The sequence below is a fragment of the Amycolatopsis sp. AA4 genome, from assembly GCF_002796545.1.
Taxonomy (GTDB): domain Bacteria; phylum Actinomycetota; class Actinomycetes; order Mycobacteriales; family Pseudonocardiaceae; genus Amycolatopsis.
The window spans coordinates 41,958-67,094 of sequence record NZ_CP024895.1; the positions used below are offsets into that span (position 1 = coordinate 41,958).

Consider the following 25,137-nt stretch of genomic DNA (forward strand, 5'->3'; position numbering starts at 1 on the left):
TGTCGCCGTATCCCTGTCGCGTGTCTGCGGGTGCAGACAATCAATTGCACCATGGCAGTTCCCGGTTCAGGTGCCAGCCGCACGGTCCCCGCGCATCACGGCGACAATCGCGTGTCGCCGGTCGCGCGGCATTTGGTCGAGGTCGACCGGCGGACCCGGTTCTCCGAACGCTCACACATGCCGACGGGAAGACCGGCCGCGATAGCACCCTGCTGACTCAGCTGTACGCGGCCGTGCCGGCGCAGGCGTGCACCTTCGAGATCGCCGCGATGGCCGAGTCCACCGGCCTCACGACTGGGGGCGGAGCAGCCAGGCTGCTCCGCCCCCAGCGCCAGTCGTTCGGCGCCGCGCATGGGCACTGTCCGGTGTGCACGTCGGTTCCCGTGCCGGTGTACGGGCCGCCGTCGGCGTTGCTGAAACCGCACCGTCGTCCGCGGATGACGTACCTGTCCGCAGGGTATTGCACACTTTGCCAAACACCGTCAGACCATGAGCGACGATTCACGATGTTCCCGTTCGGGTCCTTGATCTGCATGCCGAACGACGCAGGCGAACGTAAATCAGGTGTCGTCAGTCTGCAATCGACCCTTCGAAGAAGCGATCAGCCACGCAATCTCACCGACGAACGCGACGTGCGCCTGCGCAGAGCGGGCATCGTCACGTATTGAGGTCGATCCGGTTAATCCAGCTGCCCTGGTTCCAAAAGGTCCCAGGCGGCATCCCCGGCTGGTAGGTGCCGCCATTGTAGACCAGCGCCACCCACTGGTTGCCGGTTTCGACCCAGTCCACGCCCCGGTAATCGACGTTTACGCTGCCACGGCCGGACCAACATATGGCCGTGCCATCGGTGAAATGCACCTCCATGCGGAGGCCGCAATCGCGGCTGGTGGCGTTGGGCCTAATGACGTGAGCAGTCTGGGTTGCGGAACTGGAGTCGGCGTGCGCCTCTGACGCGTTCACGGCGGTGACGACCCGATCCGGACGGGTCTGCACCGCGGTGGCGGCGTTCGCGGCACACGCGTCGCCGACCGCGGCAGTGGCCCCGGCGATCGCCACGACCCCCAGGGCGGTCATGGCCCGACGCGCAAGCACGGAAATATTCAGCATTGAATCCCCAATTCTCGGAGTGTCTGGATTTGCCGGCCCCGACCGGTGCCTCCCCTCCCGAACGGTTTCCTTGGAGGCGGTCACCGACCACAGCGAAGATCGGCCGACAACTGCCAGCTTGTCCGTGCTCGGTACCCGCTCGGTCCCCGCCCGGTACCCGATGGGTTCCTCGGCTCGGCCATGCAGGCATGCCGACCACATGATCGGTTGCAAGGCTCGGAGACGAAGGGTTCGCGTTTCGCGGACTTGCCGCTCGTGGCAACGCCTGTGACACCTTGGAGGAAGGGGCGGGCCCGCGTGTTCGCCCGCGGAGATCTCGACTTCGCCGCCTAACGGCTGTAGGCCGCAGCTGTCGCTTCTCGCTGGATCTGACGAGCTGGGGCACCGCTGACCGATCCCGACAGGAATTCCGAGTCCTCGAAGTGCTCGTGCGCAACGCCGGGGCGATCCAGCCGAGGGAGAAGCTCATCCGCGCGCTGTGGGGCATACAACCGGAAGCGACGAAGTTGCTGGACGTCATGGCGGCGGCGCGGGTGTGTTGCAGGGCGGCGGCGGGTTCATCCAGCAGGTGCTCGACCGAGAAGCGGTGGCTGAGCAGGTTCGCGCGGGCGAAAGTCGCGGACAGCAGGTTCCCGTTACCTGCGGGCGGCCGCCTCCAGCATCGCGTCGACCAATCGCTGGGCCGCGTCGGGCCTGCCCAGTTTGCGGGCCCGTGCCGCCATCGTCAGACGGCGGTCGCGTTCGGTCAGCAGCGGCGTCATCGCAGCGCGGAGGGCGTCCTCGGACACCGCGCCGGTCAGCGCGACGGCGGCTCCGGCGTCGTGGAGATTCCGCGCGTTGTGGAGTTGTTCGTTGCCCGCCGAGGAGGCGAGCGGGATCAGCACCGACGGTTTGCCCAGCGCGGTCAGCTCCGCGATGGTTCCCGCGCCGCTGCGGGCGACCACCAGATCGGAGAGGGCGAGCACGTCGGCGAGTTCGTCACCGACGAACTCCGTGACGAAGCAGCGCGCGACGAGTTCGGCCGGCTGCCGTGCGTACTCGCTTTGCAGCTGCGCGGCGTTTCCCTTCCCGCACTGGTGGACGAGGTTCGCCTGCTCGAGCAGCCACGGCGCGCTCCGGCAGACCAGCTGGTTGATCTGCCGGGACCCCTGGGCCCCGCCCGTCACGTACACCGTGGGCAGGTCCGGCGCGAACCCGCGCAGACCCGGCGCTTCAACCGCCCGGTCGGCGCTGCCGTGCAGCAGTTCCGGCCGGACCGGGTTGCCGGTCACCACCGCGCGGACACCGGACGGCAGGAGCTCGAGCGTGGATTCCGACGACACGGCCACGCAGGTCGCGGCCCGGGCCAGCAGCTTGTTGGTCAGCCCCAGCCGCACGGTCTGCTCGTGCACGACCAGCGGGCGGCCGCAGATGCGTGCGGCGAGGCCCACCGGCACGGCCACGTAGCCGCCGGTGGCCAGCACGACGTGCGGCCGGAAACCCGCCACGAGGCTGCGCGCCTGCGCTATGCCCAGCGGAACGCGGCCCATGTCTTTGAGGTTTGCCGCCGTGATCATTTTGAGCGGGTTGGACGCGCGCCGGATCTTGCCGGTGGCGACCGCGGCGAACCGAAACCCCGCGGATTCCGCGACGCGCTGTTCGAGCCCGCCGTCTTTGCCGATCCACAGCACGTCCAGGGCTCGGTCGTCGGCTTCGATCCGGGAACGCAGGGCGCGAACGGCGGTCAGTGCAGGGTAGGTGTGGCCGCCTGTGCCGCCACCGGTGACGATCACGCGGAAAGTCCCGGCAGGGCTCCCTGCGGGCTGCTGACTGTTCACAGAGAAGCGTCTCCACCGGGCGAAGTGATCCGGGCCGTCGTACCCGGTGCTCTCCTTACAGTGCCGCAGTCCCGCTCATCGTGTGCGAACGGGTCGCTCCCCGCGTCGTGGTGACCGCGCGGCGGCGCACGAGCTCGCCGGGGAGAACCCGCAGCCGCGGCGCGGAGGCACTGGCTGGACGTGCAGGACTCCGACTGGAACAAGCACTGCGTGAACGTCTGGGAGTACTACGACGCGGATCTGACCTTCGGCTCACTCTCGGCGAGGACGGCGACATCGAAGAGTGCCGGCTGGCTGAAGCCAAGGAACGACCGGCGGCCGTCGACACCGCTGGCGAAGGAAGCTAGGAATCCGCGCTGGCTCGAACGAGCGGGTCAGAAGGCAGATCGGATCTGCCGGATGAGGTCGTCGAGTTCCTGCTCGGACGGCACGTCGACGCCGGATTTGTTGAGCGCGCGGACCGTCTTCCAGCCGCGCCACCAGTCACGCGGCGTGCGCAGCAGCGAATCCTGCGTCAGCCCGGGCGAGGCGGAATCGCCGCCGGCCGCGACCGCCGACAGCCGATGCGTCACCAGGGGCTGTGCGTCGTGCAGGTGGAACTCCTCGCACACGAGGGTGATCTCGGCGCGCCGGTCCCGGGCCATCGGCGCGATTTCGTCGCGGTCGAACCGCATGAATCCGGCGGGGCTCGGCCCGGCAGGCAGAATGACCACATTGTCCTCCCGGGCGACGAGGGGAGCGTGGTCGTCCCCGATCTCGGCGAGGACTCTCCGCAGCTGCCCGTACTTCTGCACCATCCCGGCCGTCATGCGCCGCTCGGTGCGCAGCTGCATGCGGAACAAGGAGGCGGACATCGCGACGCCCAGTCCGGCCAAGGCGATGACGACCACGCCGAACCAGGTGAAAGACCGGACCGAGGCGCTGATCGCGAGGAGCCCGCAGACGGCACACCCCATCACCGGCGTCGCCGCGACCGCCAACCGCCTCGCTCGAGAAGACCGCACTTTCACGTCGGCCACCACGCCCTTCCACTGCCCGCTGCTGCCTCCCTCAGGTCGCGGCCGCCGCTCCCGGCGTTACCGTGCAGCCTGCGGAGAGGCGTCACGATTCCGCCACGGGCGGGTTCGGCAAGTCTCGCGGCGGCCGGACGTCTCCGTGGCGTCGACCTGCTCGCCACGGTGACGGCACCGTCGGGTCGTGGATGCCTTGCCGATCTCGCGAACTCCTCGACCCCCGCAACGGATTCGCCAGCCCGCCCTGGGACCGGTCGGGTTGGCCGGCGCCACGCCTGATTCGTGCCTGTGCACAGACGGCTTCGCCGCGCGGCGCTTGTGCCGCCCGGGCGGCAGCGCGTTCCCCCGGACCTCGTCGAGCAAAAGGAGCTTGCCCATGATTCCGCGTCCGCCCGGACGGGGGCTCGTCACCGGAGGAGCCGGGTTCATCGGCTCGCACCTCGCAACCCAGCTGCTTCGCGCCCCGGACGTCGCGCAGGTGACGGTGCTGGACGCGCTGACCTATGCCGGACATCCCGACAACTTGGCCCACCACGCGGACCAACGTCCAGGGCACGCAGACCTTGCTCGACGCGGCGTTGTGCGCGGCGGCCGGAAGCGCCGCGGCCTTCGGAAGCGTCTCAGCGGCGTCCTCCGGAGCCGGGTGCGCCGCCGCGGACGATCTGGACCGGGGGCAGCGGGCGCGGCGGGCCGCCGTCGTCCTGGGCATAACCCTTGGTGGGAACGAAATGGCGAGCGCCGTCGCGGCGTTTGATGTAGCCCTGGACCGCAGCGCGGGCGGCACCGATCGTGGCGAACCCGGTCAGGTCCAGGATCGTGTCGCGCAGCGTGTCGACCTTGCGCTGCTGTCCTGCGGTGAGCGTCCTGCGGCGGCGGTGCCAGGAGTCGAACTCCTTGAGCAGCGCTTCGGCCCGGAACGCGGTCTCGTCATCTAACCGCGGCACCACCCCCGACGGCTCCGGATGCCGTCGCCGCCCCGGGACCGCCGGGCGGTCGTCCTCGCGCGGCTCCGGTACGCGGCGGCGCCGTCCGGGAGAACGCGGCTGCAGCGGCGGGCTCTCCCCGCGCGGAGGAGGAACGACCTGACGCCCTGCGCCCGGCGGTGGAGGCAGCTGGACCGGGGCGATGAACGACACCTGGTGCCGGGTGAGGCGCCGGGCGGCGTCCACTGCGGCGCTGAGGCTGTTCATTCCCGTCACCCGGCACAGCCACCGCTGCACCTTCGCCAGGTCTTCGTTCCGCTCGGCCGATTCCGGCTGCCCGACCAGAACGTCGTACGTGGCCACCAGCCACATCACGTCATCGCGGCGACTGACGTCCAGCATGAGCCCCCCACCCGTCCGAGGAATCGGGCGCAGTCCGCTCCGTCACGGAACCGCACATCCACCATAGCGCCGGCGGCGGGCCGTGAACGGCAGGCGCGCACGAGGTACCAACGCCGGCGACGGATGGCTCCCCCAGAACCGGGCGCGGGCAGGTGCCGGCGGCATAGACTCGGCGGGAGACAGCCGGGGGGAGTACTGGTGGAGAAGCGCCTGTGGCGGACCATCGTCAGCGGGATCAAGGCCGGGCACGTCGAGACGCTGCGAGCGGGGTTCGTGCTCAAGCCGCAGCTGCACGCGTTCGCCGACGGGAAACTGCTGGGTTACATCCAGCTGCGCCCCGTCCGCCGGGGCGAGGACGCCCGCACCGGCATCGCGGAGATGTCAGGCTTCGCCGCGGCCGCTCGCGCCGACGAGATCGTCGTCGCCTGGGAAACCCAGGACGTCGCCGTGGCATGCGATCTCCCGGCCCGGCACGAGGGCGCCGGGCTCAACATCGTCCGGGCCACCGCAGAGCAGCGGATTCTCTACCCGTTCACCTACCGGGAGCAGCAGATCGGCCTCACCGATACCGGACTCGCGTCGATCGCGCCGCAATGGACCTCGTCGGGCGCCGCACAGCCGGCGACGGACCTCGAACCCGCGATCGCGGTGTTGCTCGAGTTCAGCTTCCGCCCCGTCGAGACCGGTTCCGACAACCTGTTCCAGCAATCGGTGGCGCTGCTGGAATCGCAGGAATACCGCATCAGACTGACCGCGTAGGACACGTCGCGCGGGCCGCGTCCAGCCGGGCCCGCAGGCAGGGGCCGCCGGACTGTGCAAGATGCGGTGCTCGGACGGAAATGCAGATGTCGACCCCGGCCGCCGAGCCGTCCCGGTCGAACGCCCCGCAGCCCCCGCCATCCATGCGAGACGGACGCGTGATCTCTTTCGGCCGAGACGGTCGGCCGGCCGTTCACGAGTTTCCGCTGTGCTTGCGCCGGTCGTCGGTTGAGTCGGGTTTCGCTGTGGCGCGGAGCCGCAGCGCCGGGGTTTCGTTCAGTCGCAGGATGCCGATGGCCTGGCTGGTGACGTGGGCGCCGTTGGCGACGGAGTGCAGGATCCCGTTGTAGACCAGGTCCCAGATGCGGCGGTCGCGCTGCAGTTCCTCGGTGCTGCGGGAGAAGCCGCCCTTTTTGTTGTAGAGCCACAGGTGGAACGTCGTGCCGCCGTAGGACGCGTCGATCTTCGTCAGCGCGTACAGGTCGACCCAGGCTCGTTTCTTCTTGCCCCACCGGGAGAACTCCACCACCAGCCAGTCGGCTCCGGCCGCGTAGGTGATGTGGGTGAATGGGCTTGTGGTCAGGAAGGTGAATACGGCGACGAACACCCATATCTGCCAGTACGTCAACGCGTCGAGACCCATTCCTTTGAACAGGGAAACGCCTGCTGCCAGCGCCACGGTCATGACGAAACCGACGACCACGGTCATGATCTTGCCTCCGCGGCTTTCCCGGTGCCAGGCCAGCACCGGCCCGTATCCGGGGGGCGGAGCAGGCCGGCGCGACAGTTTCGTTTCCCGTGTCGGATCGTCGTAGCGCGAGAGGCGGGGTTCGCGGCGGAAGTAGCTAAGCCCGTGAGGAGGGAACGGCTCTCCGGTCTCGGGGTCGGGGCGAGGGGGCAGGGCGTCGAGCCATGCCAGCGGCTCCCAGAGCGGCTCGGCCGCCTCAGGGTGGCGCGCGTCTTCGGTCATTCGGGTACCAGCCAATCGACGACGGCTTGTCCGCCGATGGCTCCGGCGATGCCGCCTGCTGTCCCCACGATAAACGACCCGACGGGGGTGAGCGGCGCGCCCGCGACAGCTCCGGCCGCTGCGCCGGCCGCCGCGGCGCCGAGTGACCCGCCGACGATGAGGCCGGTGGCGTCCGCCGCCGCCTTGCCCCAGGTCTGCTCGCCAGTCGCCGCATTGACGATCTCGGTCGCGATCGTCAGCCCGCTGCCGACGTACGGCATGCCCTTGAGGAGCTTCTGGCCTGTCCTGAGACCGAGGCCTGCCTCGTCGGGCAGGGCATGGTACTTCGCCTTGCCGGGGTATTTGGCGATCCACTCGCGCAGCTTCTCGGGGACTTTCTCGACGTACTGGCCGAACTGCTGGGCGCGGGTTTGGTAGGCGGTCTTGTTGTCGCGCGACTGCTCCGCGGCCCAGGCGAGCAGTTCCTTGTCGGCGGCGGTCATGGAAATCTGGGTGCCTCGGGCCCAGTTGTCGAAGAACTGGGCGCTGCCTTCGGCGCGCTGGGCTTTGAGCAGGGCTTCGGCGCGGGGGTTCTCGAAGGAGCTGATGTAGCCGTTGACGCGGGCGATGGTGGTGGTGCCGACCTTGTAGGCGTCGATGTCCGGGCCGCCCGGCGGCGGTGCGAGCGCTTCGCGGAGGGCGACGTGGGCGTTGCCTTCGGTGGTGCGGGCGGCGTCCACGATGGCTTTGCAGTCGTTGTAGACGGCCGCTTTCGCGTTGTACCCGGCGACGGCCGCGTTGTACTGGGCGATGTCGCCCTGGTAGACGCCGATCGCGCGGTGCGCGCCGCCCGGGGTGCAGACCTCGACCGGGGTGCCGGGTTTCGGCATCGACACCGGCAGCGGTTCGACGATGAACGGCCCGTCGACCTCCAGCCCGCCCGCGGCGGCCTTGGCCAGGGCTTCCTGCATCCGCGCCACGACGGCGTCCAGCGAGGACGCGAAATCCCGCAGCCCGCGCTCGACGCGCGCGGCCCACTCGCCCATCCCGTCGGCCACGACGTCGACCTGGTTCACCGAGTCGCGGAACGCCTGGCTGGCCGGCCCGGACCAGCCGCCCTCGGCCGCGGCGCGGGCGTCGCGGACGCTCCCGGCGGCGCAGTGTCCGGCGTCGGCGACGGTCCGCAGCCAGTCCGCGGCCGCGACGCAGGTGCCGGACGACCCGTTGACCGTGGTGTTGAGTGCCTGCCCCATGCCGGGCTCCCCTTTCTCGGCGGTGGTCAGCCGTGGACGTGCAGTTCCCGCCGGGCGTCCGGGTCGGAGTCCTGGCGGTCGTTGAGTTTCAGCTGCCCGGCATGGCTGTTCTCGATGTCGTCGTAGGCGCCGCTGGCCGCGTGCACGTTCGCGGCCGCCCCGCCCATCGCCCCGGCCGCGGCGACGCCCATCTTCACGATCCCGGCCACCGCCTGCCCGACCACCGCCGACGACGCACCCGCGTCCACCCCCCGCGCCGCACGGGACGTCGCGACGTCCAACGTCTGTTCCCCGTCGCGCAACCGGGCGACGATCCCCTCCAACGCGCCGGCGGTGAAGCTGTAGCCGCCGTCGCGTTCCCCGTACGGCATTCCCATCCCTCTAGTCCTCTCCGGCCGCTGATCGCGAATTCCAGTCCCGGACCGGCCCGGCGTGCCGGGCCGATTCGTCCAGCACGGGGTTCAGCAGCACCCCGCGCGCGCCGGCCTGCACCGCGACGCCGGCGATCGCGTCGGCGCGCACCGCCGCCCACGGCTGAAACCCGCCGCACCCCGCCGCCAGCAGCGCCGGCGAGGTGTAAGCCAGCAGCAACAGCCGCCCCGCGGCATCCGGCTGCAGCTCCAGCTCGACCACCCGCTGCCCCGCCCGCACCGGCCGCGACGGCACATACAGGCAGCCGCCCTGCTCGCCGACCGGATCCACAAGGTCCAGCGGCGGCTGCTCCCGACCCTCGGGCGCGTCGGGATAGCGCGGGACCGGATCCACCACCGCGTCGAGCACGACCACGCCGACCCCCGCCTCCGCGCAGAACCCGGCCAGCCTCTCGCGGGGCACCTGGATCCACGGCTGTCCGCTGCCGCACGCGGCGGCCAGCAGCTGGATCGAGGAGTACGCGACCACCGCGACCTCGTTGCGCGCCGTGCGCCGCAGCTCGACACCGGCGGGACGATCCCCCTCCGGCGGCACCGCCAGCACGAACACCCGCTCAGGCAGCCTCTCGGGCAGGTCGTCCACGCGCACGAGCGCACGCCGCGCATCGGCCGCGCTCAATCGCACCGCCGCGTCCGCCGCCCCCGCACGGAGCCGGCCCCCGTGCACCCGTTCGCCATATTCACCGCGCATCCCCTTCCGTCGATCCCGCGCGGGGGCCGAAACCGAATCGGGGCGGGCGAGGCAGAGCGCCGGACGACGCGTCGGAAAAACCAGGGAGCGCCCCCGCCTGCCACACCGATCCCCTCTCCGGAAAATTCGAACGACGACCCCGGCAAAACGCCTGAACGGCTCTACGCCAAACGTTAAGCAGGCCCCGGAAACACGACCGCACACCTCCGATCGGCCGCCTGGAAAGCCAAGCGAACCGCGCGGTCGACGACGAATCCGAGACGCCGCAACAACTCCCGGATTAGAACAAGACGGCACGAGGCGCACAACAACCGCGCACCCGAACCACGCAATCGCAGAGCAAGTCATTCAATTCAGAACGGAACTCTCATGAGAATTTCACATGGCATAAATGAATAGCCTGGCTCGCGGCGGCGGTTCCCTGTCGGCCTGGGGCAGAATCGTCGCCTGCGGACCGGTCCTTCGCCTTCATCGTGCGTCCTCCGCGTTGCCCCCACCGACATCGTGTGGGCCCAGCCGCCCGGCGCGCCCGCACCGGCTGGTGGACCGGCAGGGACCGAAAACGATGCCGCGAGGCAGCGCCCTTCGCGCTCCCGGTCGAGGACGGGGCCCTCGATGCCGGTGCGCCGTGGAGGTGCGGGACCGCTCTTCCCGGGTGGTGTCGGCGGGCCGGTGGCTGCGCTGCGGTGGGGGCGTCACCGGGGCGCGTTTCCATGGCGCGATGGACGCGGTCGAGCGGACCCGCTGGTCGCATGCGTGCGTGGTCGAGACCCGGTCGGGGCGGTGGCTGGTCGATGTCTGTCCAGCCGGGCGGATCGAGCCGCGCGACGAAGCGGCGTTCGGCGAGCTCGCGCGACGACCCGGGCTCCGGCGGTCGCGCGGGCGTTCCTGCTGCACTTGCTCTGGCATCGTCGGCCGGGCACGGACCTGGCCGCCCCGTTGAGCGACCGCGCCCTGATCGTCATGGCACCGGGCGAAGCGCGGTGACGCCGGGAGTGGACCTCGGGGCCGGGGAGGTGCTGGTGCTGGACGGGCAGGAATGGACTGTCGAGCGGGCCGAGCCTCGCATCGGGCGCGTCGTTCTCGTCAACGCCACGGGCGAGCGGAAGGCGGTCAGCATCCGTTTCCTGATGCACCATCCCGATTGCCGCCAGTCCACCCGCACAGGAGGCCCGGTCACGGCGGCCTGCGGGAGGCAGGAGCCGACCGCGGGCGATTTGACTCTGCCCCAGCGGGATCTCGTCGCCCTGCCCCCGGCGCACCTCGTCGCGAACGTTCCATCGACACCAAGACCACGACTCGCCAGTGGCAGAAACCGTGATCAGGGGACAGATAACTTGATCCGTCACAACAAGCAGCCGCTCCCGCGCCGGCTCATCCTGCTCGGTGACATCTAGAACATATGTTCGACAACCGGTGTCAGAGTGTCGTACCTTTCCGTCGTACGCCAGGCCGGAATCGGCACTGGCGGAGTTGTCCGGCTGCGGGAACCGCGGCCTGTCGGGGCGATGGCCGGGCAGCGCACGAGGGGTCTGCCGGGCCTTCCCCGCCCGACAGATCGCGCAACGGCACGTCGAGGAGCAGGGGAGGCGTTCGGTGACCACGGCCGCAGCGGACGCGCTGGCGCGTCTGTCGTCGATCCCCGGCGTCAGCACCGCGACCGCGCTGGCCGGCGAGCGCGCGTCGGCGGCGTCCGAGGGCAGCACGCTGCCGGTGGCTGGCCCGCTCGCCGCGCTGGGGCCGCTCCGGCGCGGCACGACCGTGTCCGTGGCCGGGTCGACGTCGCTGCTGCTCGCCCTGCTGGCCGAGGCGACCACGAACGGGGCGTGGGCCGCGCTTGTCGGGTGCCCTTCGGTGGGGGTCGTGGCGGCGGCGGAGCTGGGAGTGGCGCTGCAACGGGTGGTGCTGGTGCCGCGCCCGGGCGCCGACGCGGCCGCCGCGGTGGGCGCGCTGCTGGACGGGCTCGACATCGTCGTGCTGGGGGAGGCGCTGTGCCGCACGGTTTCCGCTGCGGCTGCGGCGCGGTTTTCCCGCCGCGCCCGCAACCGGGGCGCGGTCTTGATCGCGGCCGGGCCGTGGCCCGGCGCGGACCTCGGCCTGCGCTGCGAACCGGGACGGTGGCACGGTGCGGCCGCCGACGGACGCGGACGGTTCGAATATCGCGAAGCGGTGATCCGCCGGGACGGGCGCCGCGCGCCCGAGGCGGCGGTGGCCGTCCGGCTTCCCGGCGCGGGCGGAACGATCGCAGCCGCGAGCACGGCGCCGGCACAAGCCGCCCGCCCGGCGATGACGGTGGTCGCGCCGTGAACCCTGGCCCGCCGGGCACGAACCCCCGGACATCCCCGGACGCCGCAGGCTGTGTCGCTCGAGGCTCGATCCCCGCCGCCGCGCGCCGACGCCGATCAGGTCGTCACGACCGCTCCGGCGACGCGCGCACGGCGCCGTCCGGGGGGGTTTCCGCCTCGATCTCGATCCGCAGCCAGGCAGCCGCGCGGACGCGAACCCGGAGGGCGACCTGCCGCTGCGGCGAGCGCGCAATCTTCGCCAGCACCGCGGCGGCCACGGAGCCGGCCAGCGCGAACACCACCACGACACCGGCAACGACCAGCACACACAGCCATATCCCGTTTGACGACAGCGCGGCCACGACATCCGCTCCTCGGCCGCCCGAGCATCGGAGTCCCCGCCCCCAGCGCGGCGGCCCTGCGCTGTCCCGATCGTACCGCCCCGGCTGGTCCGCCTCATCGGCTTCCCGGGTGAGCAGCGCCGCGCGCGCAGGCCGCTTCCGCAAGGCTGCGGCACCGGGAGAAAGTGTTGCCTCCGGTGAATAATGCAGCCGCGCCGCGCCTGCTGGCGCTGTGGTGCCCGGACTGGCCCGTCGTGGCGGCGGTCGCGGCCGCGGGGCTTCCGGTCACCGCCGCGGCCGCGGTGTTCCACGGCAGCCGGGTGGTCGCCTGCTCGGCCCGCGCACGGGCCGACGGCGTGTCCCGCGGGATGCGGCGGCGCGAAGCCCAGTCCCGATGCCCGACCTTGGCCGTGTTCGGGCACGATCCCGACCGCGACGCCCGGCATTTCGAGGCTGTCGCGAGCGCGGTCGAAACGGTCGCCGCGGGCCTGGAGATCGTCCGCCCCGGGCTGATCGCGCTCCCGGTCGCGGGCCCCGCCCGGTACGCGGGCTCGGAGACGGCGTTGGCCGAGCAGCTCGTCGACCAGGTCGCCGCGCTCGCGGGCGTCGAAAGCCAAGTCGGGATCGCGGACGGACTGTTCGCCGCGACCATCGCCGCGCGACTCGGCCGCGTCGTCGAACCCGGCGGCACCCGCGCGTTCCTCGAGCCTCTGCCGCTGACGGAACTCAGCCAGCCCGGTACCGACCGCACTGGGCTGGTCAGCCTGCTGCACCGGCTCGGACTCTGGACTCTCGGCGATTTCGCCGCGCTGGCCGAACGCGACGTCGCGGGCCGATTCCCCCGGGACGCCATCCTCGCACACCGGCTCGCGCGCGGCCTGTCGCAACGTCCGCCGACGCGGCGCACGCCGCCGCCGGAACTGACGGTACGGCGGACGTTCCAGGACGACCCGCTCGACCGGATCGACGCGATCGCGTTCGCCGCGCGAGCGGCGGGCAGCGAGCTGCACGTGCGCCTCGCCGACCGCAGCCTGGCCTGTACCCAGCTCGCCATCCACGCCACGACTGAGACCGGAGAAGAACACAGCCGCACCTGGCGCGCTTCCGAACCCCTCACCGCCTCGGGAATTACGGACCGGGTGCGGTGGCAGTGCGAGGGCTGGCTGCGCCGCCGCGAGGACGACCGGCCCTCCTCCGGCATCGTCGGGCTGGTGCTCGAACCGGCGGAGACCGTGTCCGGGGGCGCGCTGCAGCTGAGCCTGCCCGCCGCGGGCGTCGTGCCGGACGCCGACGACCGCGCCGCGCGCGCGATCGGCCGCGTGCAGGGCCTCCTCGGCCCCGACGCGGTGTTCACCGCGGTCCTGGGCGGCGGCCGCGGACCCGCCGAACAGGTCCGCCTGGTGCCCTGGGGCGATCTCCCCGACGACGACGGCGACCCCGACGCGCCGTGGCCGGGACGCCTGCCCGCGCCCTCGCCCGCGACCGTGCCCCCGGAGCCCTGGCCCGCGCAGGTGCTGGGCCCCAGCGGCGCCGCCGTGGGCTGGACCGCCCGCGCACGCCTGACCGAGCTGCCGGACGCGGTCGTCGTCGGCGCCGGCCCGCCGCGACGCGTGTTGAACTGGGCCGGGCCGTGGCCGGCCGTCGTCACGCGGATCGGCCCCCGCGGCTCCCGGCGCGTCGTCCGGATCCAAGTCGCTCTCGCCCCGCGCCGGCGCGACGAGGCCGACGACGCGCTGCTGCTGACCGGCGAGATCGGCCGAGACGGCGAGTCCGTGTCCTGGACGGTGGAGGGGATCTACGACTGACACGCCCGGCTGCCCCGCCGCAGACCGGCGAGTTTCCGGTTCCGCAACGGATTCCGCACCCGGGCCATGTGGGCAGGAGACGGGGCGAAAGCATGACGGGCGACGACGCGGTGACCGACCCCGCCGAAGCCGCGCCCGCGATCCTCGCCGAAGCCCGCCGCCAGGCAGTACGCCGCGCCCGCGAGAGCCCGCCCGAGGTCAAGCAGTCTCGCGACGCGGCCCCCAACGCAGTGCGTGCGCGCCGAGGCGATCCTGGTGTCGAACGCCGGCGAGCAGTCGCTGCGGGCGGCAGGGCGCGCACTGCCGCAGCGCCCGAGTGCGACGCCCGCGCCGCCGGACGTCAGAACCGGTCGCGGGTCTTTCCCGGGCCCGCGCCCCGTCGCCAGGACGAGGCGCGCCGACTGCGGAAGGTCGCCCCGGACCGGATTTTCTCGGTCTCGGCCGCGATCGCGGCGCAGGCTTCGTGCCCTCGACCCTCGCCGATCCGGCCCAGCCGCGCGCCCGGCGGGTACGGCTTGCCGCAAGCGTCGCAGACGCCCGCAGCCCGAGCGACCGCCCGCCCCGAGACCGCCGCCGGATCCTGGCTGTCGCGAGGCTGTGCGCGCACCGGATCGCCCGACGCGATCCGCACCGGCCCGGCGGCGCGCCGAGACCGCCGGCGCGGGGCCGGAGCCTCGCCCGTCCCGGCGGGCGTGGAACCCGCCGCCGCGGGCAGCGGCTCGTCGGAAGCCACGCCGAGCTGCTTGCGGTACGCCAAATCGCCGGGAGTGAGCCGAGATCCGCGGCGACGCGACCGACGGCCGCCGGCGGCCGCTCCCCGCGACGACGCGTCGTCGAAGTCCGCGGGCCGGTGCGGAGGCTCGTGGCCCGGCGTGCGACCGCACTCGACTCCTCGCTCAAGACGTTCTTCATCGGCGCGTGCGTGCGAGTGTTCCCCGGCGTCTTCAAGCGCTGGGCAGCCGAACAGGGAGATCGCCCCGGCGTCGTCGTGGAGGAGCTGGACGCGCTCTCCCCGGACAAACACCCCGCCGCGGGCGAGGACCCTGCCGACGACGTCGTCGGGATGGCCCGGGTCAAGGACTGCCTCGACACGATGAAGCCCGTCACGCGCGAACTGGCCGGCCGGATCCTCCTGCTCGACGAAACCCAGGAAGACGCCGGGCGCGCGCTCGACCTCACCGAACGCGCGGTGGAGGGCCACTTTTACCGGCTCCGCGCGACAGCCCGCCAGCGCGACGACGGCCGACGCGGGCCGCTGAGCAAGAAGCGAGGCGGAACATGAGCGACGACGCACAGCGCACCGAGTTCGAATGGCTGCGGATGCGGACGACCGTGGTCTACCTCCACGCGGTAATGGAACGGCTTGAGGAACGCGGGGTGTTCCGATGGAGCGACGCCCCGGAAGCCAAGGCGCTGCGCGATCTGCGGCACCGCCTTGTCCATTCCTTCGGCTGCTGGAACGGTCCTCGCTGGGCACCCCGGCCGCGTACCGCACGCGTCGGCTCAGTTCCGCCGACCAGGTCAGCCGGATCCTCGCGAAAGCCGCCCCGGTGCTCGCGGCGGTCCCTGCCGCGCAGGAGCCGCCCCAGCAGCCCGTCGAAGCAGAACCCGAAGCCGGTTCCCCGAGCACCAGGCGCGGCACCGTGCTGATCTTCAACGTCCGCGACGGGTACGGCTACATCCGGCCCGACGACGGAGGCGAAGACGTCTACTTCGACTCCCGCGACGCCGAAGGACCGATAACGTCCGGGCAACGAGTCGAGTTCGAGGACAAACCGCAGGCGGATGCCAGGCCCGCCGCCCGCTCTTCCCGAAGGGCGCAATGAGCATCGTGCCGCGAGAACCGCAGCGGTTCCCGAGGCGGGTGCCGGGCCCGGCCCTCCCGGCACCCGCCGGCGCCGGTCACTCGACAGACACGCCCAGGGCGCGCACCGCCTCGCGGACGATGTCGGCGTGGTCCCACGGCATCGGCCGGGCCAGGGCTTCCGCGATCGGCGCGAACGCCACCGCGCGGACGGCGTGGCCGACCTCCACCGGCACAGGCGAGTCCAGCAGCACGGCGTAGGACACGGTGCAGTAGCGGCGGAACGCGTCGCGGCCTTCGTCGCGCGAGGACACGGGGCCGAGCGGCGCGCCGGTCAGGTCGAGGCCGGTCTTCTCCCTGCACCGGCGGACCGCGACGCGGTCGGTGGCCTCGCCCAGTTTGCACACCCCGCCCGGCAGGCCCCAGAGCCCGGCGAACGGGGCACGGTCGCGCACCGCCAGCAGCACCCGGCGGTCACGGGTCGCCACGACCAGGTTTGCCGCGTGGTCAACAGGATCGCCCGTCGGCTGTTCGACAAGCGAACTGTCCACAGTGGTGTCCTTCATGACGAAACTCCTTGCTCTGCAACCTCTCCCGGTGTTCCGGGGTTAGCCCCAAGCTTCACCCCCGATGGGCGCAATCGGGAGCGGTTGACCGTTTCCGACGGCAACAGGAAACCCCGGAAACAGGGCTGAACTGCCTTTCCTTCGGCTCGACAGTCGAGGCGAAGGAAAGGGCGTCGTCCAGCGGGCACGATGCCCTCGGCTTCGCGTCGTGCGCGTCCTCGGCGACGCGTTCGGCTGGCCATGGCAGTGCACCGACCGACGGAACACCCGTGACCTGCGCATACCCAGCGCAACGGGGCCGATCGGGTTACCGTCAGTCCACAGGAGACAGACGGCGGCGACGGCTTCGGAGGTGGCGCGATGGTCTCCGGTCGTTCGCGGATCCCGGGCTTCATCGAGCCGATGCTGGCCGCTTCCGACCGCGGGCGCCTGCCTGACGATCCCCGCTACGCCTACGAGTTCAAGTGGGACGGCTACCGGGCGATCATGCGTGTCGCGGCGGACGGCACCGGCGCGTTGACCAGCCGCAACAACAACGACTTCACCGGACGCTTCCCGCAGCTGTCCGGCGTCCTGGCCGACGTGCTCGGCGGCAGGCGCGCGGTGCTCGACGGAGAGATCGTCGCCCTCGACGAGCGGGGCCGTCCGGATTTCTCGCTGCTGCAGAACGCCGCCCGCCGCCCGGCCGCGGTCGCCTACTTCGTCTTCGATCTCCTGCAGCTCGGGGACGACCTGCTGCTGCGCAGCAGCTACGACGAACGCCGCGCGATCCTCGAAGGCCTCGAGATCCCGGCCGGTCTCGCTGCCGCGATGACCCCGGCCTACTCCCACGCCGATCTCTCGGCTCAGGGCATGACCCCGCACGACCTCCTGGACGTCGCAGCGGACACCTCGCTCGAAGGATTGGTGTGCAAGCTGCGCGCCGCGCCCTACACCCCTGGCCGTCGCAGCCCCGCCTGGCTCAAACACCCGCTTGTGCGCACCGCCGAGGTCGTCCTGTGCGGCTGGCGCCCTGGCCAAGGCCGCCTGGACGGCACGCTCGGCGGACTGCTGCTCGGCGCGCACGACCCGGCCACCGGCGACCTGGTGTACGTCGGCGACGTCGGCACCGGCTGGTCCGACGCCGCCCGCGCCGACCTCGCCCAGCGCCTCGCCACCCTCGAACAGTCGCACAGCCCGTTCGCCCGGCCGATCCCGCGCGCCGACGCCGCCCGCGCGCGATGGGTGCGCCCCGTCCTCGTCGGCGACGTCGTCTACCGGCAATTCACCCCCGACGGACGGCTGCGCCACACAGCCTGGCGCGGAGAACGACCGGACCGCGACGCCGCCGACGTCCGAACCCCCGAACCCACCCGCGGCAGGTGACGTCATGGCAGGCCGGAAGACCACTGTCCAGGTTGAACAATGCCGACTCGCACTGTCCAACCTGGACAAACACCTCTACGGCGACGCAGACCGCGACCGGCGGGCTGGGACCTGCACGACCTGCGTCGCTCCTGTCTCACCCGCGCCGGCGAAGACGGAACCACCGAAGCCGACCTGATGACCCTCTCCGGCACGGTTCGGGCTGCGGCACCGCCAGCTGGCGTTCGGAGGCGTGGCCGCTGTGTTCAAGATCCGTGTTCCGTCGGATCGAAAGCTGCCACTCCAGTCGCCCTCCCCTCCCAACGATGGCTGGAAACGCTGCCCGCGCACGGACGATGCGACTTTTCGCGCAGCTCATTCTGCGTGCGATGACAATCGCTAACTCGAATGGCCTACCCATTTAGGGTGACATATTTCGAGGGATTCTTTGCCTGTGTCGAGGTACTGTTTCGGGGGATATTTTCCCGCGAGCTTTGCCCGTCGAAACCCGGCCTGGTAGACATGCGGAGCGGCCGCGCCGGGGGCGCGGAGGAATCTCGTTCGGCGGAGCGCAGCCCTTGCCTGCTTTGAGTTGGCGGGACACGCAGGCAGTGGCCGGCCGAGGGGTTTGTGGAGGGGGAGGGGCATGGTCGGCGTGCTTTACGACGCCTTTTGCGCGGCGGATCCGACGTTTTACGACTCTCCGCGGCGCATTGCGGCGGAGAAAGTGAGCCTCGACGGAACCGCGGATTTCTCGGTGTCAGCGCGCGCGGTGCCGGACGGCTGGCTCCGCGAGGTCGGCGACGAATGGGTGATGCTGTCGCCGCGGGCCGCGGCGATTCCCGGCCAGGGATGGAAAATCCATGTGTCCGCGTGCCTGGACAACGCCGACACCGTCCTGGACGCGGTCTGGGACTACTGCGTGGAGCGGTCGGTGCCGTTCAAGTATCTGACCGGGCGTGCGGCGTTGTTCATGCGGAACGTCAAGTACGCCGACCGCGGGGGCAGCGGCAAATTCGCGACCCTCTACCCGGCCGGCGAACTCCAACTGCGGGCAGTGCTGGAAGAATTGGACGCGGTGATCGGCGGCGAACCCGGTCCGTACGTCCTGAGCGATCTGCGGTGGAACCAAGGGCCGCTGTACGTGCGCTACGGCGGATTCGCCAGACGATTCCTCGAGACTCCCGACGGCGGACGCGAACCGGCGATCGAGGCCCCGGACGGCACGCTCGTGCCCGACCGCCGTGCCCCGGCGTTCACCGTGCCCGAGTGGGTGGAGATCCCCGAGTTCCTGCGACCGGCCCTGGCGGCACGGGACACGGCCGCGTTCGACCGCACACCGTACGCGCCGGAGCAGGCGCTGCATTTCTCCAACGGCGGCGGCGTCTACCTCGCCCGCGACACCCGCAGCGGCGACCGGGTCGTGCTGAAGGAAGCCCGCCCGCACGCAGGCCTGGCACCGGACCGCTCGGACGCCGTCGCTCGGCTGCGCCGGGAACGCGACATCCTCCGGACGCTGAGCGGACTGCCCGGCGTGCCGCGCTGCCTGGACTACTTCTCGGTCGCCGAGCACGAGTTCCTGGTCGAGGAGTTCGTCGACGGCCAGCCGTTGAGCACCGCGTTCAAAACCCGCAACCCGTTGATCGCGGACGAGCTGACCCCGGACCGCGCACAGGAGTACACCGTGTGGGCGGTCGCGATCTGCGACGCGGTCGAGGCCGCCATCGCCGCGATCCACCGCCGCGGCATCGTGGTCGGCGACCTGCACCCGTTCAACATCCTCGTCACCGACGACGGCACGGTCCGGCTGATCGACTTCGAGGTCTCCGCCCCGGCAGCGGAGAACCGGCGGCCGAGCATGGGCAACCCCGGCTTCGCGCCGCGCGAGCCCCGGCGCGGAACCGCCGTCGACGACTACGCCCTCGCCTGCCTGCGGCTGTTCCTGTTCCTGCCGCTCACCGCGCTCCTGCACCAGGACCCCGGCAAAGCCCGCACCCTCGCCGACCAGATCCGAGCCCGCTTCCCCGTCCCGCCGGGCTTCCTCGACCACGCCGTCGCCACCATCACCACCACGGGCGACCGGGCAGTGTCCGCGTCCGCAGGCGATGCAGCCGCAGCGGTCCCGCCGGACCCGGCTCGACGATGGGAGCAACTGCACGGGTCGTGGCCGCGGCTGCGCCGGTCGCTCGCCGCGGCCGTCATCGCCAGTGCCACCCCCGGACGCGAGGACCGGCTCTACCCCGGCGACATCCAGCAATTCCTCACCCCCTCAGGCGGCCTCGGCATCGCCTACGGCGCAGCCGGGGTGCTCTACGCCCTGTCCGCCAGCGGCAGCCCCGTGCCCGCCGACCACGAAGAATGGCTCCTGCGCCGCACGCAACGACTCGACCCCGGCACCGGTGCCGGGTTCTGCACCGGAACCCACGGCATCGCGTTCGCCCTCGACCGGCTCGGCCACCGCACCGCCGCGGCGAACCTCCTCGACCGCAGCGCCCCGCCGAACCCCCGCTCCGAGAACCTGAGCCTATTCGACGGCCTGTCGGGCATCGCGCTCAGCCTCGCCGACTACGCCGCCCGCAGCGGCGACGCATCCGCCCGCGAGGCCGCCACCCACATCGCGGCCGCGGTCGCGGGCCGCCTCGCCGACCCACTCGCCAGCCCGTCACGCCCGGGCCCGATCGGGCTCATGCACGGCGCCAGCGGACCCGCGCTGCTGTTCATCCGCATGTTCGAGCACACCGGCGACACCGGCTACCTCGACCTCGCCGCCGCCGCCCTCGACCTCGACCTGCACGCCAGCCTCGAACCCGCGCCCGGGAGCTGGGCGCTGCGCACGCCGCGGCCACGCATGTACCTCGCCGACGGCATCGCCGGAATCGCCCTCGTCCTCAACCGCTACCTCGCCCACCGCGCCGACGACCGCCTCACCGCCGCCGTCGCCGCCATCGCCCGGCCGCTGGGCTCCGGCTACCACTCCCACTCCGGCCTGTTCACCGGCCGCGCCGGCATGATCGCCGCCCTCGCCCGCGCCACGACCCCCGGCTCCGCTGGGGCCGTCGCCGACCAGACCCGTGCGCTGGGCTGGCACGCCCTCGACCGCGACGGAGAAATCGCCTTCCCCGGCGACTACCTCCTCCGCCTCTCCACCGACCTCGCCACCGGCACCGCCGGGATCCTGCTCGCACTCCACAGCACCTGGCACGCCGATGCCGCCGCGTTCCCTTTCCTCGAACCGGCAGCCCCGTGGAACGACCCGCTGCCCGACGACTTCCGCGCCGACCGCGCACCGCGGCAGCACGGATACCCGAACCCCCGACCACAGGAAAGGAGGTGACCACCGTGAACCTCTACGACCTGCAGACCCTGCCCCACGACCAGGACGACATGGCCGTGCAACAGGACGGCTCCTTCAGCAGCATCCTGATCTGCAACGACAGCACCTTCACCTGCGGCTGGTGCCACTAGAACACCCCGCTCTCGTGCTGATGGGCGAACCCGGCGGCGGGGAACAGCGCGCCCGCTGCGTCGCACCGGGCGCTGCCTGATCCTCGCCGCCCTCTGCCATCTCTGCATCACCGAACACCCGGCTCGAGCATCCCCTCGGCCGACCGTCGCTGATCAACTCGCGAACGACGGAGGAACACACAATGCGAGCCTTCCTGAAACGAACAGCTGTGCTGGCGACCCTCGTAGCCGGGCTCTTGACGGCTTTCCTTGCGCCCGCCCGGGCCGCAGAACAGGCGCACGAATACACCCCGCAGAACCCGGAATTCATCCACGACACGGACGGAGGCCGATTCGTCGGACGAGTCAGCTTCGACACACCGAACCTCACCTACGCATGGGGTGTCGGAATCGCGCCCCAGATCGTGTTAGGAATCGTCGGACCGGTGACCGAAAACACCGTCACGAGCTGCGAAGGAAAAGTAGTGGCCAGCTCGCACCATGTCGAGCCAGCTGATTACATCTTCCACGGCTCGAGCGTTGTCGACACAAACTGCCCGCAGTACACGCTCGACGGCACGCTGAATTTCATGTACCGCGGCGCCGTCGGCACGATCATCATCCACGACTCGTTCGTTGTTCGGCGGTAAGCTGCAGTTCCGGGCCGGTCATCGAGGAACATAGCTGGCGCGGCAGGCGCGCAGCTTCCGCGTCTGCCGCATCAGCGAGAGAGGCGGTCATGCTTGTTGCCACCAAGGACGACACTGCGGAAAAAAGGGGTGATTTTGCGGCCAATTGTTGCCGTGACGTCCTTTCAGACCTCCTCGCACATGTTCGCGAGGAAGGCAGCGACCATTCCGCCACATTTATGGTGACGATAACGGACGCCCCGGAGGATCCGGCGTGGCTTCTCATCGCCTGCAGTGCAGAACCGCCTTGGGTGAACGGGTTCGGCATCGATGCGGAAGCCGACCCCGACCACGTCCTCATGGCCGTGGCCTCGGGGTTGCAGGACGCCGTCATCGACATGCTCCGCATCACAGTTCCGGCATGCCCAGGCCATCAGCACCCCCTGACTCCGGTGATGCGCGATTCGCCCAGGTGGGAATGCCCGCGCGACGCGCGCTACTTTCACTGCCCGATCGGCGGCTACGAGCCCGCACGGCGCTCCCGCTCCGCGGGCGGCACCCCGACATGACCGAGCATTCCACCGGGCCGTACCGCGCTACAGCACCACACTGGACGTTCACCACGGCTGCAACGCGTTCGTCGACGGCGACACCAGCCCGATCACGCGGGCACGGGCGGTAACGGCTGCTGGATCCGGACGGTCTCGCGACGGCGCGGTGATCTACACCGCGACGTTCTACGGACCGGAGCGCGTCGGCGCGGAAATCTCGGAATCAACGGGCGAGTCCATTGACCGGTCTCAGCAGGACCAGACCTGCGCAAACACCAGCTGTGAATGAACCGGTGCCCCCGTCACGCTGGCTCGCGAAAGGTGCATCGACGATGCCCGGCCCAGGGCCGGCGATGGAAGGTGTGATCGGATGTCCAGGCAGGTACGTGCGAGTCCGGTGTTCCTGGGCTTGCTGGCCCTGACCGCTGCCGGCGGCGCCCTGGCAGCGGCGGGCGACCCCCTGCCGCTCCTGACCGGCCGCCGGGATCCGCTGCTCGTGGCCGGGGTTTTCACGCTGGTCGCCGCCGGATGGGCAGTGTCATTGACCCTGCACGAATTCGGCCACGCTGTTGTGGCCTACCGCGGCGGCGACTACGACGTTGCGGCCAAGGGATATCTCGCCATGGACGTCCGCCGCTACACCGACCCGGTCCTGTCGATCGTCCTGCCCCTGTTGCTGTTGGCCATCGGGTCCATCCCGCTGCCGGGCGGCGCCGTCTGGCTGAACACCTCGGCGCTGCGTACCAGGGCAACAGCCATGTGGGTGTCCCTCGCCGGCCCGCTGACCAATCTTGCGCTCGGCGCCGCTCTCGCGATCACGATCCGGATCGTGCCGATGCCGACCGGACTCGCGATGGGACTGTCCTACCTCGCGCTGGTCCAAGTCCTCGCGTTCGTCCTGAACATCCTGCCCATCCCGGGACTGGACGGATACGGCGCCCTCGAGCCCTACCTTCCGCCGCAGGCCCGCAAGCTCGGAGCCAAAGCCCGCCCGTGGGCACCCCTGGCACTGTTCGCCATCCTGATCGCAGTCCCAGCCGCCAGGGACGCATTCTCCGCCGCCGCCGGCATCGTGTTCGAACAGCTCGGCGGAGGCCAGCAACTCGCAGTGTTCGGCGGGCACCTGTTCCGCTTCTGGACATAGCCGAAACCAGCAGTGCCCTGCCGGCCGGACCGAACCACGAAAGCCCAAAGGACGCCTCGCTCCAAGAACCGACCGTCGACATCTCGTTCCGCGGCGAGCCGCAACGACCGACCCCACCAGACCCGAACTCGCGCGTTCACCTGCCTCCGCGTCCCTCATGGTGCGCCGGACCTCGCCCACAGCGCAGCGGAGACAGAGCGAACGCCGCGCGAAGACAGGCCGGTCCCGTCAGAGCCCGGGCCTGTTCGTACAGTTCCAGGTCCGGGCTTTCGCCGCACGGCAGCGCGAGGACGAGCTGCTCGACCGCGCATCGTTCGACCCGGTGCGCACAGCCGCCGACGTCTCCAACCGGGATCGAGGAACCCGGCGATCTGCTCGCCCGACCTCGAAAAGTCTTGCGGCGCTGCATTTGCGCAGGCTGCGGTTAGTCCACATGGGACAGGGTATCCGCAGGCGATGACGAGCACCGGCGCCCGGGAGGGCGCGTTCCCCACCGCGCACTCGGTCTGCCCCGGGCCGCCGGAATGCCTTGCGCACCTGCACAGCGACTTCGCCGACTTCGACCATTACGTCGACTGCAACCGGATCCCCGAGGCGCATTGGGGCGCGGCGTTCTCGGCGTGGGCCGCGCTCGCGACCGGCGGGCCGTTCCCGGTCGGCGTCCGCGTTCAGCCCTAGTCGGCTGCGGCGACGAACCGGCGGTCCGGGGCGCCGTCGTGCGTCGTTCTATCCCCGCTGCGCCGGGATGCGACCAGGCCAGCGGGTGTTCGTTCCGACGGGCGGATGAGCTCCGCCCGCAGGTGTTGCGCACAGGTCGGTGCGGGCCCTGCGCGGGCCGAGGACAGGATCGGCTGCGCAGTTGTTGGCAGGGTGTTTTCGCGTCGGCAGCCCCGGACCGCTACTCTCGGTGCGGCTTGGATCACAGTGCCAGTGTGCGGGGAGGTGCGCGTCGTGGACCCACGAGATGCGCCGCCGGGGGTCGACCCCGAACAGTCGAGCGTCGCGCGGGTGTACGACTATCTCCTCGGCGGCAAGTACCACTACGAGATCGACCGGCAGGTCGCCGAGCAGGTCGCGCGGACGATGCCGGACGTGGCGGCGCTCGCGCGGGTGAACCGGCATCTGCTCACCCGTGTCTGCCGGTTCCTGAGCCACCACACCGGCATCAAGCAGTTTTTGGACATCGGGTGCGGCATGCCGGGCACGGAGAACGTGCACGAGATCGTGCAACGCGCGGACCCGCAGACGAAAGTGCTCTACGTCGACTACGACCCGGTGGTGGCCGCGCATGCGCGGGCCATGCTCGACGAGAACGAGTTCACCGAGTTCGTCCAGGGCGACGTTTTCGACCCGGTCAGCATTCTCGAGCAAGCGACGGTGTCCGAGCACCTCGACTGGGATGAGCCGATCGCGCTGCTGTTCATGGCGGTCCTGCACCACGACGGGGGCGGCGACCGCGGCCGTGCGGCGGCGGCGACGCAGGTGCTCATCGACCAGCTCCCGTCCGGGTCCTACGTGGCCATTTCGCACCTGCTGGACCCCGCCGACGGGAGCGAAGACGACCGGACGGTGGCGGAGGTGCTCGATGTTGTCCACGGCACCAGCATGAAAGACGTCACGGCCCGCACCCGCGCCGAGATCAAGGAGCTGTTCCACGGCACGGAGCTGATTCCGAGCGGACCGAACCAACCGGCGGACATCGAGCTGGCGGCCCGCTGGTGGCCGGACGGCCCTCCGGGGGACCTGTCGGTCGCGGAGCGGATCCTGGCGGCCGGCGTGGCGAAGAAACCCTGACAGCACAACGAGCCAATCGTCGCGTGCGGAAGACGCGCGATGTCCGGGTCAGGGACGGCTTCGGCTTCACGAGCGGGGACCCTTC

General features: G+C 71.0%; 26 protein-coding genes and 1 pseudogene. 16 read left to right on the forward strand and 11 right to left on the reverse strand.

The genetic code is table 11. The annotated features are described in order from the left end of the window. Positions 1-233: 233 nt before the first annotated feature. Positions 234-668: a hypothetical protein gene (locus CU254_RS43445; RefSeq protein ID WP_158688156.1), complete on the forward strand. Its 435-nt coding sequence runs from the start codon at positions 234-236 to the stop codon at positions 666-668. Here CU254_RS43445 and CU254_RS41100 read toward each other — a convergent pair. From CU254_RS41100 to CU254_RS41115, 3 genes are all read right to left on the reverse strand, one after another. Beyond that, positions 658-1,107, reverse strand: coding sequence for a beta/gamma crystallin domain-containing protein (locus CU254_RS41100; RefSeq protein ID WP_009086255.1), 450 nt, complete (start codon positions 1,105-1,107; stop codon positions 658-660). The two genes, CU254_RS43445 and CU254_RS41100, sit on opposite strands and share 11 nt — an antisense overlap. Before the next feature lie 635 nt (positions 1,108-1,742). Continuing rightward, a complete protein-coding gene (locus tag CU254_RS41110; RefSeq protein WP_286157110.1) occupies positions 1,743-2,879 on the reverse strand; it encodes a glycosyltransferase in 1,137 nt (378 codons plus the stop codon). A gap of 419 nt (positions 2,880-3,298) precedes the next feature. Beyond that, positions 3,299-3,943: a hypothetical protein gene (locus CU254_RS41115; protein ID WP_158688155.1), complete on the reverse strand. Its 645-nt coding sequence runs from the start codon at positions 3,941-3,943 to the stop codon at positions 3,299-3,301. A gap of 370 nt (positions 3,944-4,313) precedes the next feature. Between CU254_RS41115 and CU254_RS44525 the strand changes: the two are divergent. Further along, a pseudogene (locus CU254_RS44525) lies at positions 4,314-4,463 on the forward strand (NAD-dependent epimerase/dehydratase family protein); the annotation flags it as partial. Between the two features lie 94 nt (positions 4,464-4,557). On the opposite strand, the gene CU254_RS44530 reads toward CU254_RS44525, so the two are convergent. Next, a complete protein-coding gene (locus tag CU254_RS44530) occupies positions 4,558-5,262 on the reverse strand; it encodes a hypothetical protein (protein ID WP_009086249.1) in 705 nt (234 codons plus the stop codon). Between the two features lie 198 nt (positions 5,263-5,460). On the opposite strand from CU254_RS44530, the gene CU254_RS41130 reads away from it, so the two are divergent. Beyond that, positions 5,461-6,021, forward strand: coding sequence for a hypothetical protein (locus tag CU254_RS41130; protein ID WP_050788557.1), 561 nt, complete (start codon positions 5,461-5,463; stop codon positions 6,019-6,021). A gap of 193 nt (positions 6,022-6,214) precedes the next feature. On the opposite strand, the gene CU254_RS41135 is transcribed toward CU254_RS41130, so the two are convergent. The 4 genes from CU254_RS41135 to CU254_RS41150 are packed head-to-tail and all read right to left on the reverse strand — an operon-like array spanning position 6,215 to position 9,279. After that, on the reverse strand, positions 6,215-6,991 hold the full coding sequence (locus CU254_RS41135) for a hypothetical protein (protein WP_009086245.1): 777 nt from the start codon (positions 6,989-6,991) through the stop codon (positions 6,215-6,217). Continuing rightward, entirely contained in the window at positions 6,988-8,223 is a 1,236-nt protein-coding gene (locus CU254_RS41140) for a hypothetical protein (protein WP_009086244.1), read from the reverse strand. The genes CU254_RS41135 and CU254_RS41140 overlap by 4 nt, the downstream gene beginning before the upstream one ends. Positions 8,224-8,249: 26 nt before the next feature. Continuing rightward, positions 8,250-8,594 carry a hypothetical protein gene (locus CU254_RS41145; protein WP_159396491.1) on the reverse strand — a complete coding sequence of 115 codons (345 nt, stop codon included), beginning with the start codon at positions 8,592-8,594 and terminating at the stop codon, positions 8,250-8,252. A 10-nt stretch (positions 8,595-8,604) separates the two neighbouring features. Further along, positions 8,605-9,279: an SAV_915 family protein gene (locus CU254_RS41150; protein ID WP_159396492.1), complete on the reverse strand. Its 675-nt coding sequence runs from the start codon at positions 9,277-9,279 to the stop codon at positions 8,605-8,607. A 1,088-nt stretch (positions 9,280-10,367) separates the two neighbouring features. Between CU254_RS41150 and CU254_RS41155 the strand changes: the two genes are divergently transcribed. Next, positions 10,368-10,742, forward strand: coding sequence for a hypothetical protein (locus tag CU254_RS41155; protein ID WP_158688153.1), 375 nt, complete (start codon positions 10,368-10,370; stop codon positions 10,740-10,742). A gap of 199 nt (positions 10,743-10,941) precedes the next feature. Beyond that, positions 10,942-11,652 carry a hypothetical protein gene (locus tag CU254_RS41160; RefSeq protein ID WP_037719221.1) on the forward strand — a complete coding sequence of 237 codons (711 nt, stop codon included), beginning with the start codon at positions 10,942-10,944 and terminating at the stop codon, positions 11,650-11,652. 103 nt (positions 11,653-11,755) lie between these two features. Here the strand turns inward: CU254_RS41160 and CU254_RS41165 are convergent, their stop codons facing one another. After that, a complete protein-coding gene (locus CU254_RS41165) occupies positions 11,756-11,992 on the reverse strand; it encodes a hypothetical protein (protein ID WP_037719219.1) in 237 nt (78 codons plus the stop codon). Positions 11,993-12,168: 176 nt separating this feature from the next. Between CU254_RS41165 and CU254_RS41170 the strand changes: the two genes are divergently transcribed. After that, positions 12,169-13,776, forward strand: coding sequence for a DNA polymerase Y family protein (locus CU254_RS41170; RefSeq protein ID WP_234392918.1), 1,608 nt, complete (start codon positions 12,169-12,171; stop codon positions 13,774-13,776). A 340-nt stretch (positions 13,777-14,116) separates the two neighbouring features. Here CU254_RS41170 and CU254_RS43870 read toward each other — a convergent pair whose 3' ends face one another. After that, a complete protein-coding gene (locus CU254_RS43870; RefSeq protein ID WP_199786464.1) occupies positions 14,117-14,509 on the reverse strand; it encodes a hypothetical protein in 393 nt (130 codons plus the stop codon). 129 nt (positions 14,510-14,638) lie between these two features. On the opposite strand from CU254_RS43870, the gene CU254_RS41180 reads away from it, so the two are divergent. Together CU254_RS41180 and CU254_RS41185 are read left to right on the forward strand one after the other, a co-directional pair. Then, on the forward strand, positions 14,639-15,058 hold the full coding sequence (locus CU254_RS41180; RefSeq protein WP_037719215.1) for a hypothetical protein: 420 nt from the start codon (positions 14,639-14,641) through the stop codon (positions 15,056-15,058). Positions 15,059-15,161: 103 nt separating this feature from the next. Continuing rightward, positions 15,162-15,602 carry a cold-shock protein gene (locus tag CU254_RS41185; protein ID WP_009086233.1) on the forward strand — a complete coding sequence of 147 codons (441 nt, stop codon included), beginning with the start codon at positions 15,162-15,164 and terminating at the stop codon, positions 15,600-15,602. Between the two features lie 76 nt (positions 15,603-15,678). Here the strand turns inward: CU254_RS41185 and CU254_RS41190 are convergent, their stop codons facing one another. After that, entirely contained in the window at positions 15,679-16,146 is a 468-nt protein-coding gene (locus CU254_RS41190; RefSeq protein WP_009086231.1) for an NUDIX hydrolase, read from the reverse strand. A gap of 360 nt (positions 16,147-16,506) precedes the next feature. On the opposite strand from CU254_RS41190, the gene ligD reads away from it, so the two are divergent. From ligD to CU254_RS41225, 8 genes are all read left to right on the forward strand, one after another. Further along, a complete protein-coding gene (gene ligD, locus CU254_RS41195; RefSeq protein WP_009086230.1) occupies positions 16,507-17,511 on the forward strand; it encodes a non-homologous end-joining DNA ligase in 1,005 nt (334 codons plus the stop codon). A gap of 625 nt (positions 17,512-18,136) precedes the next feature. Continuing rightward, positions 18,137-20,824 (forward strand): class III lanthionine synthetase LanKC, encoded by a 2,688-nt coding sequence (lanKC, locus tag CU254_RS41200; protein WP_050788554.1) that lies wholly within the window; start codon positions 18,137-18,139, stop codon positions 20,822-20,824. Continuing rightward, a complete protein-coding gene (locus tag CU254_RS44750; protein WP_255409899.1) occupies positions 20,821-20,955 on the forward strand; it encodes a hypothetical protein in 135 nt (44 codons plus the stop codon). The genes lanKC and CU254_RS44750 overlap by 4 nt, the downstream gene beginning before the upstream one ends. A gap of 182 nt (positions 20,956-21,137) precedes the next feature. After that, positions 21,138-21,584, forward strand: coding sequence for a hypothetical protein (locus tag CU254_RS41205; protein ID WP_009086228.1), 447 nt, complete (start codon positions 21,138-21,140; stop codon positions 21,582-21,584). Positions 21,585-21,673: 89 nt separating this feature from the next. Next, a complete protein-coding gene (locus CU254_RS41210; protein WP_009086227.1) occupies positions 21,674-22,132 on the forward strand; it encodes a hypothetical protein in 459 nt (152 codons plus the stop codon). A gap of 352 nt (positions 22,133-22,484) precedes the next feature. After that, on the forward strand, positions 22,485-23,258 hold the full coding sequence (locus CU254_RS41215; protein WP_009086226.1) for a site-2 protease family protein: 774 nt from the start codon (positions 22,485-22,487) through the stop codon (positions 23,256-23,258). Positions 23,259-23,714: 456 nt separating this feature from the next. Further along, on the forward strand, positions 23,715-23,936 hold the full coding sequence (locus CU254_RS41220) for a hypothetical protein (protein ID WP_037719209.1): 222 nt from the start codon (positions 23,715-23,717) through the stop codon (positions 23,934-23,936). A 273-nt stretch (positions 23,937-24,209) separates the two neighbouring features. Beyond that, positions 24,210-25,052: an SAM-dependent methyltransferase gene (locus CU254_RS41225; RefSeq protein ID WP_009086224.1), complete on the forward strand. Its 843-nt coding sequence runs from the start codon at positions 24,210-24,212 to the stop codon at positions 25,050-25,052. Positions 25,053-25,137: the final 85 nt, after the last annotated feature.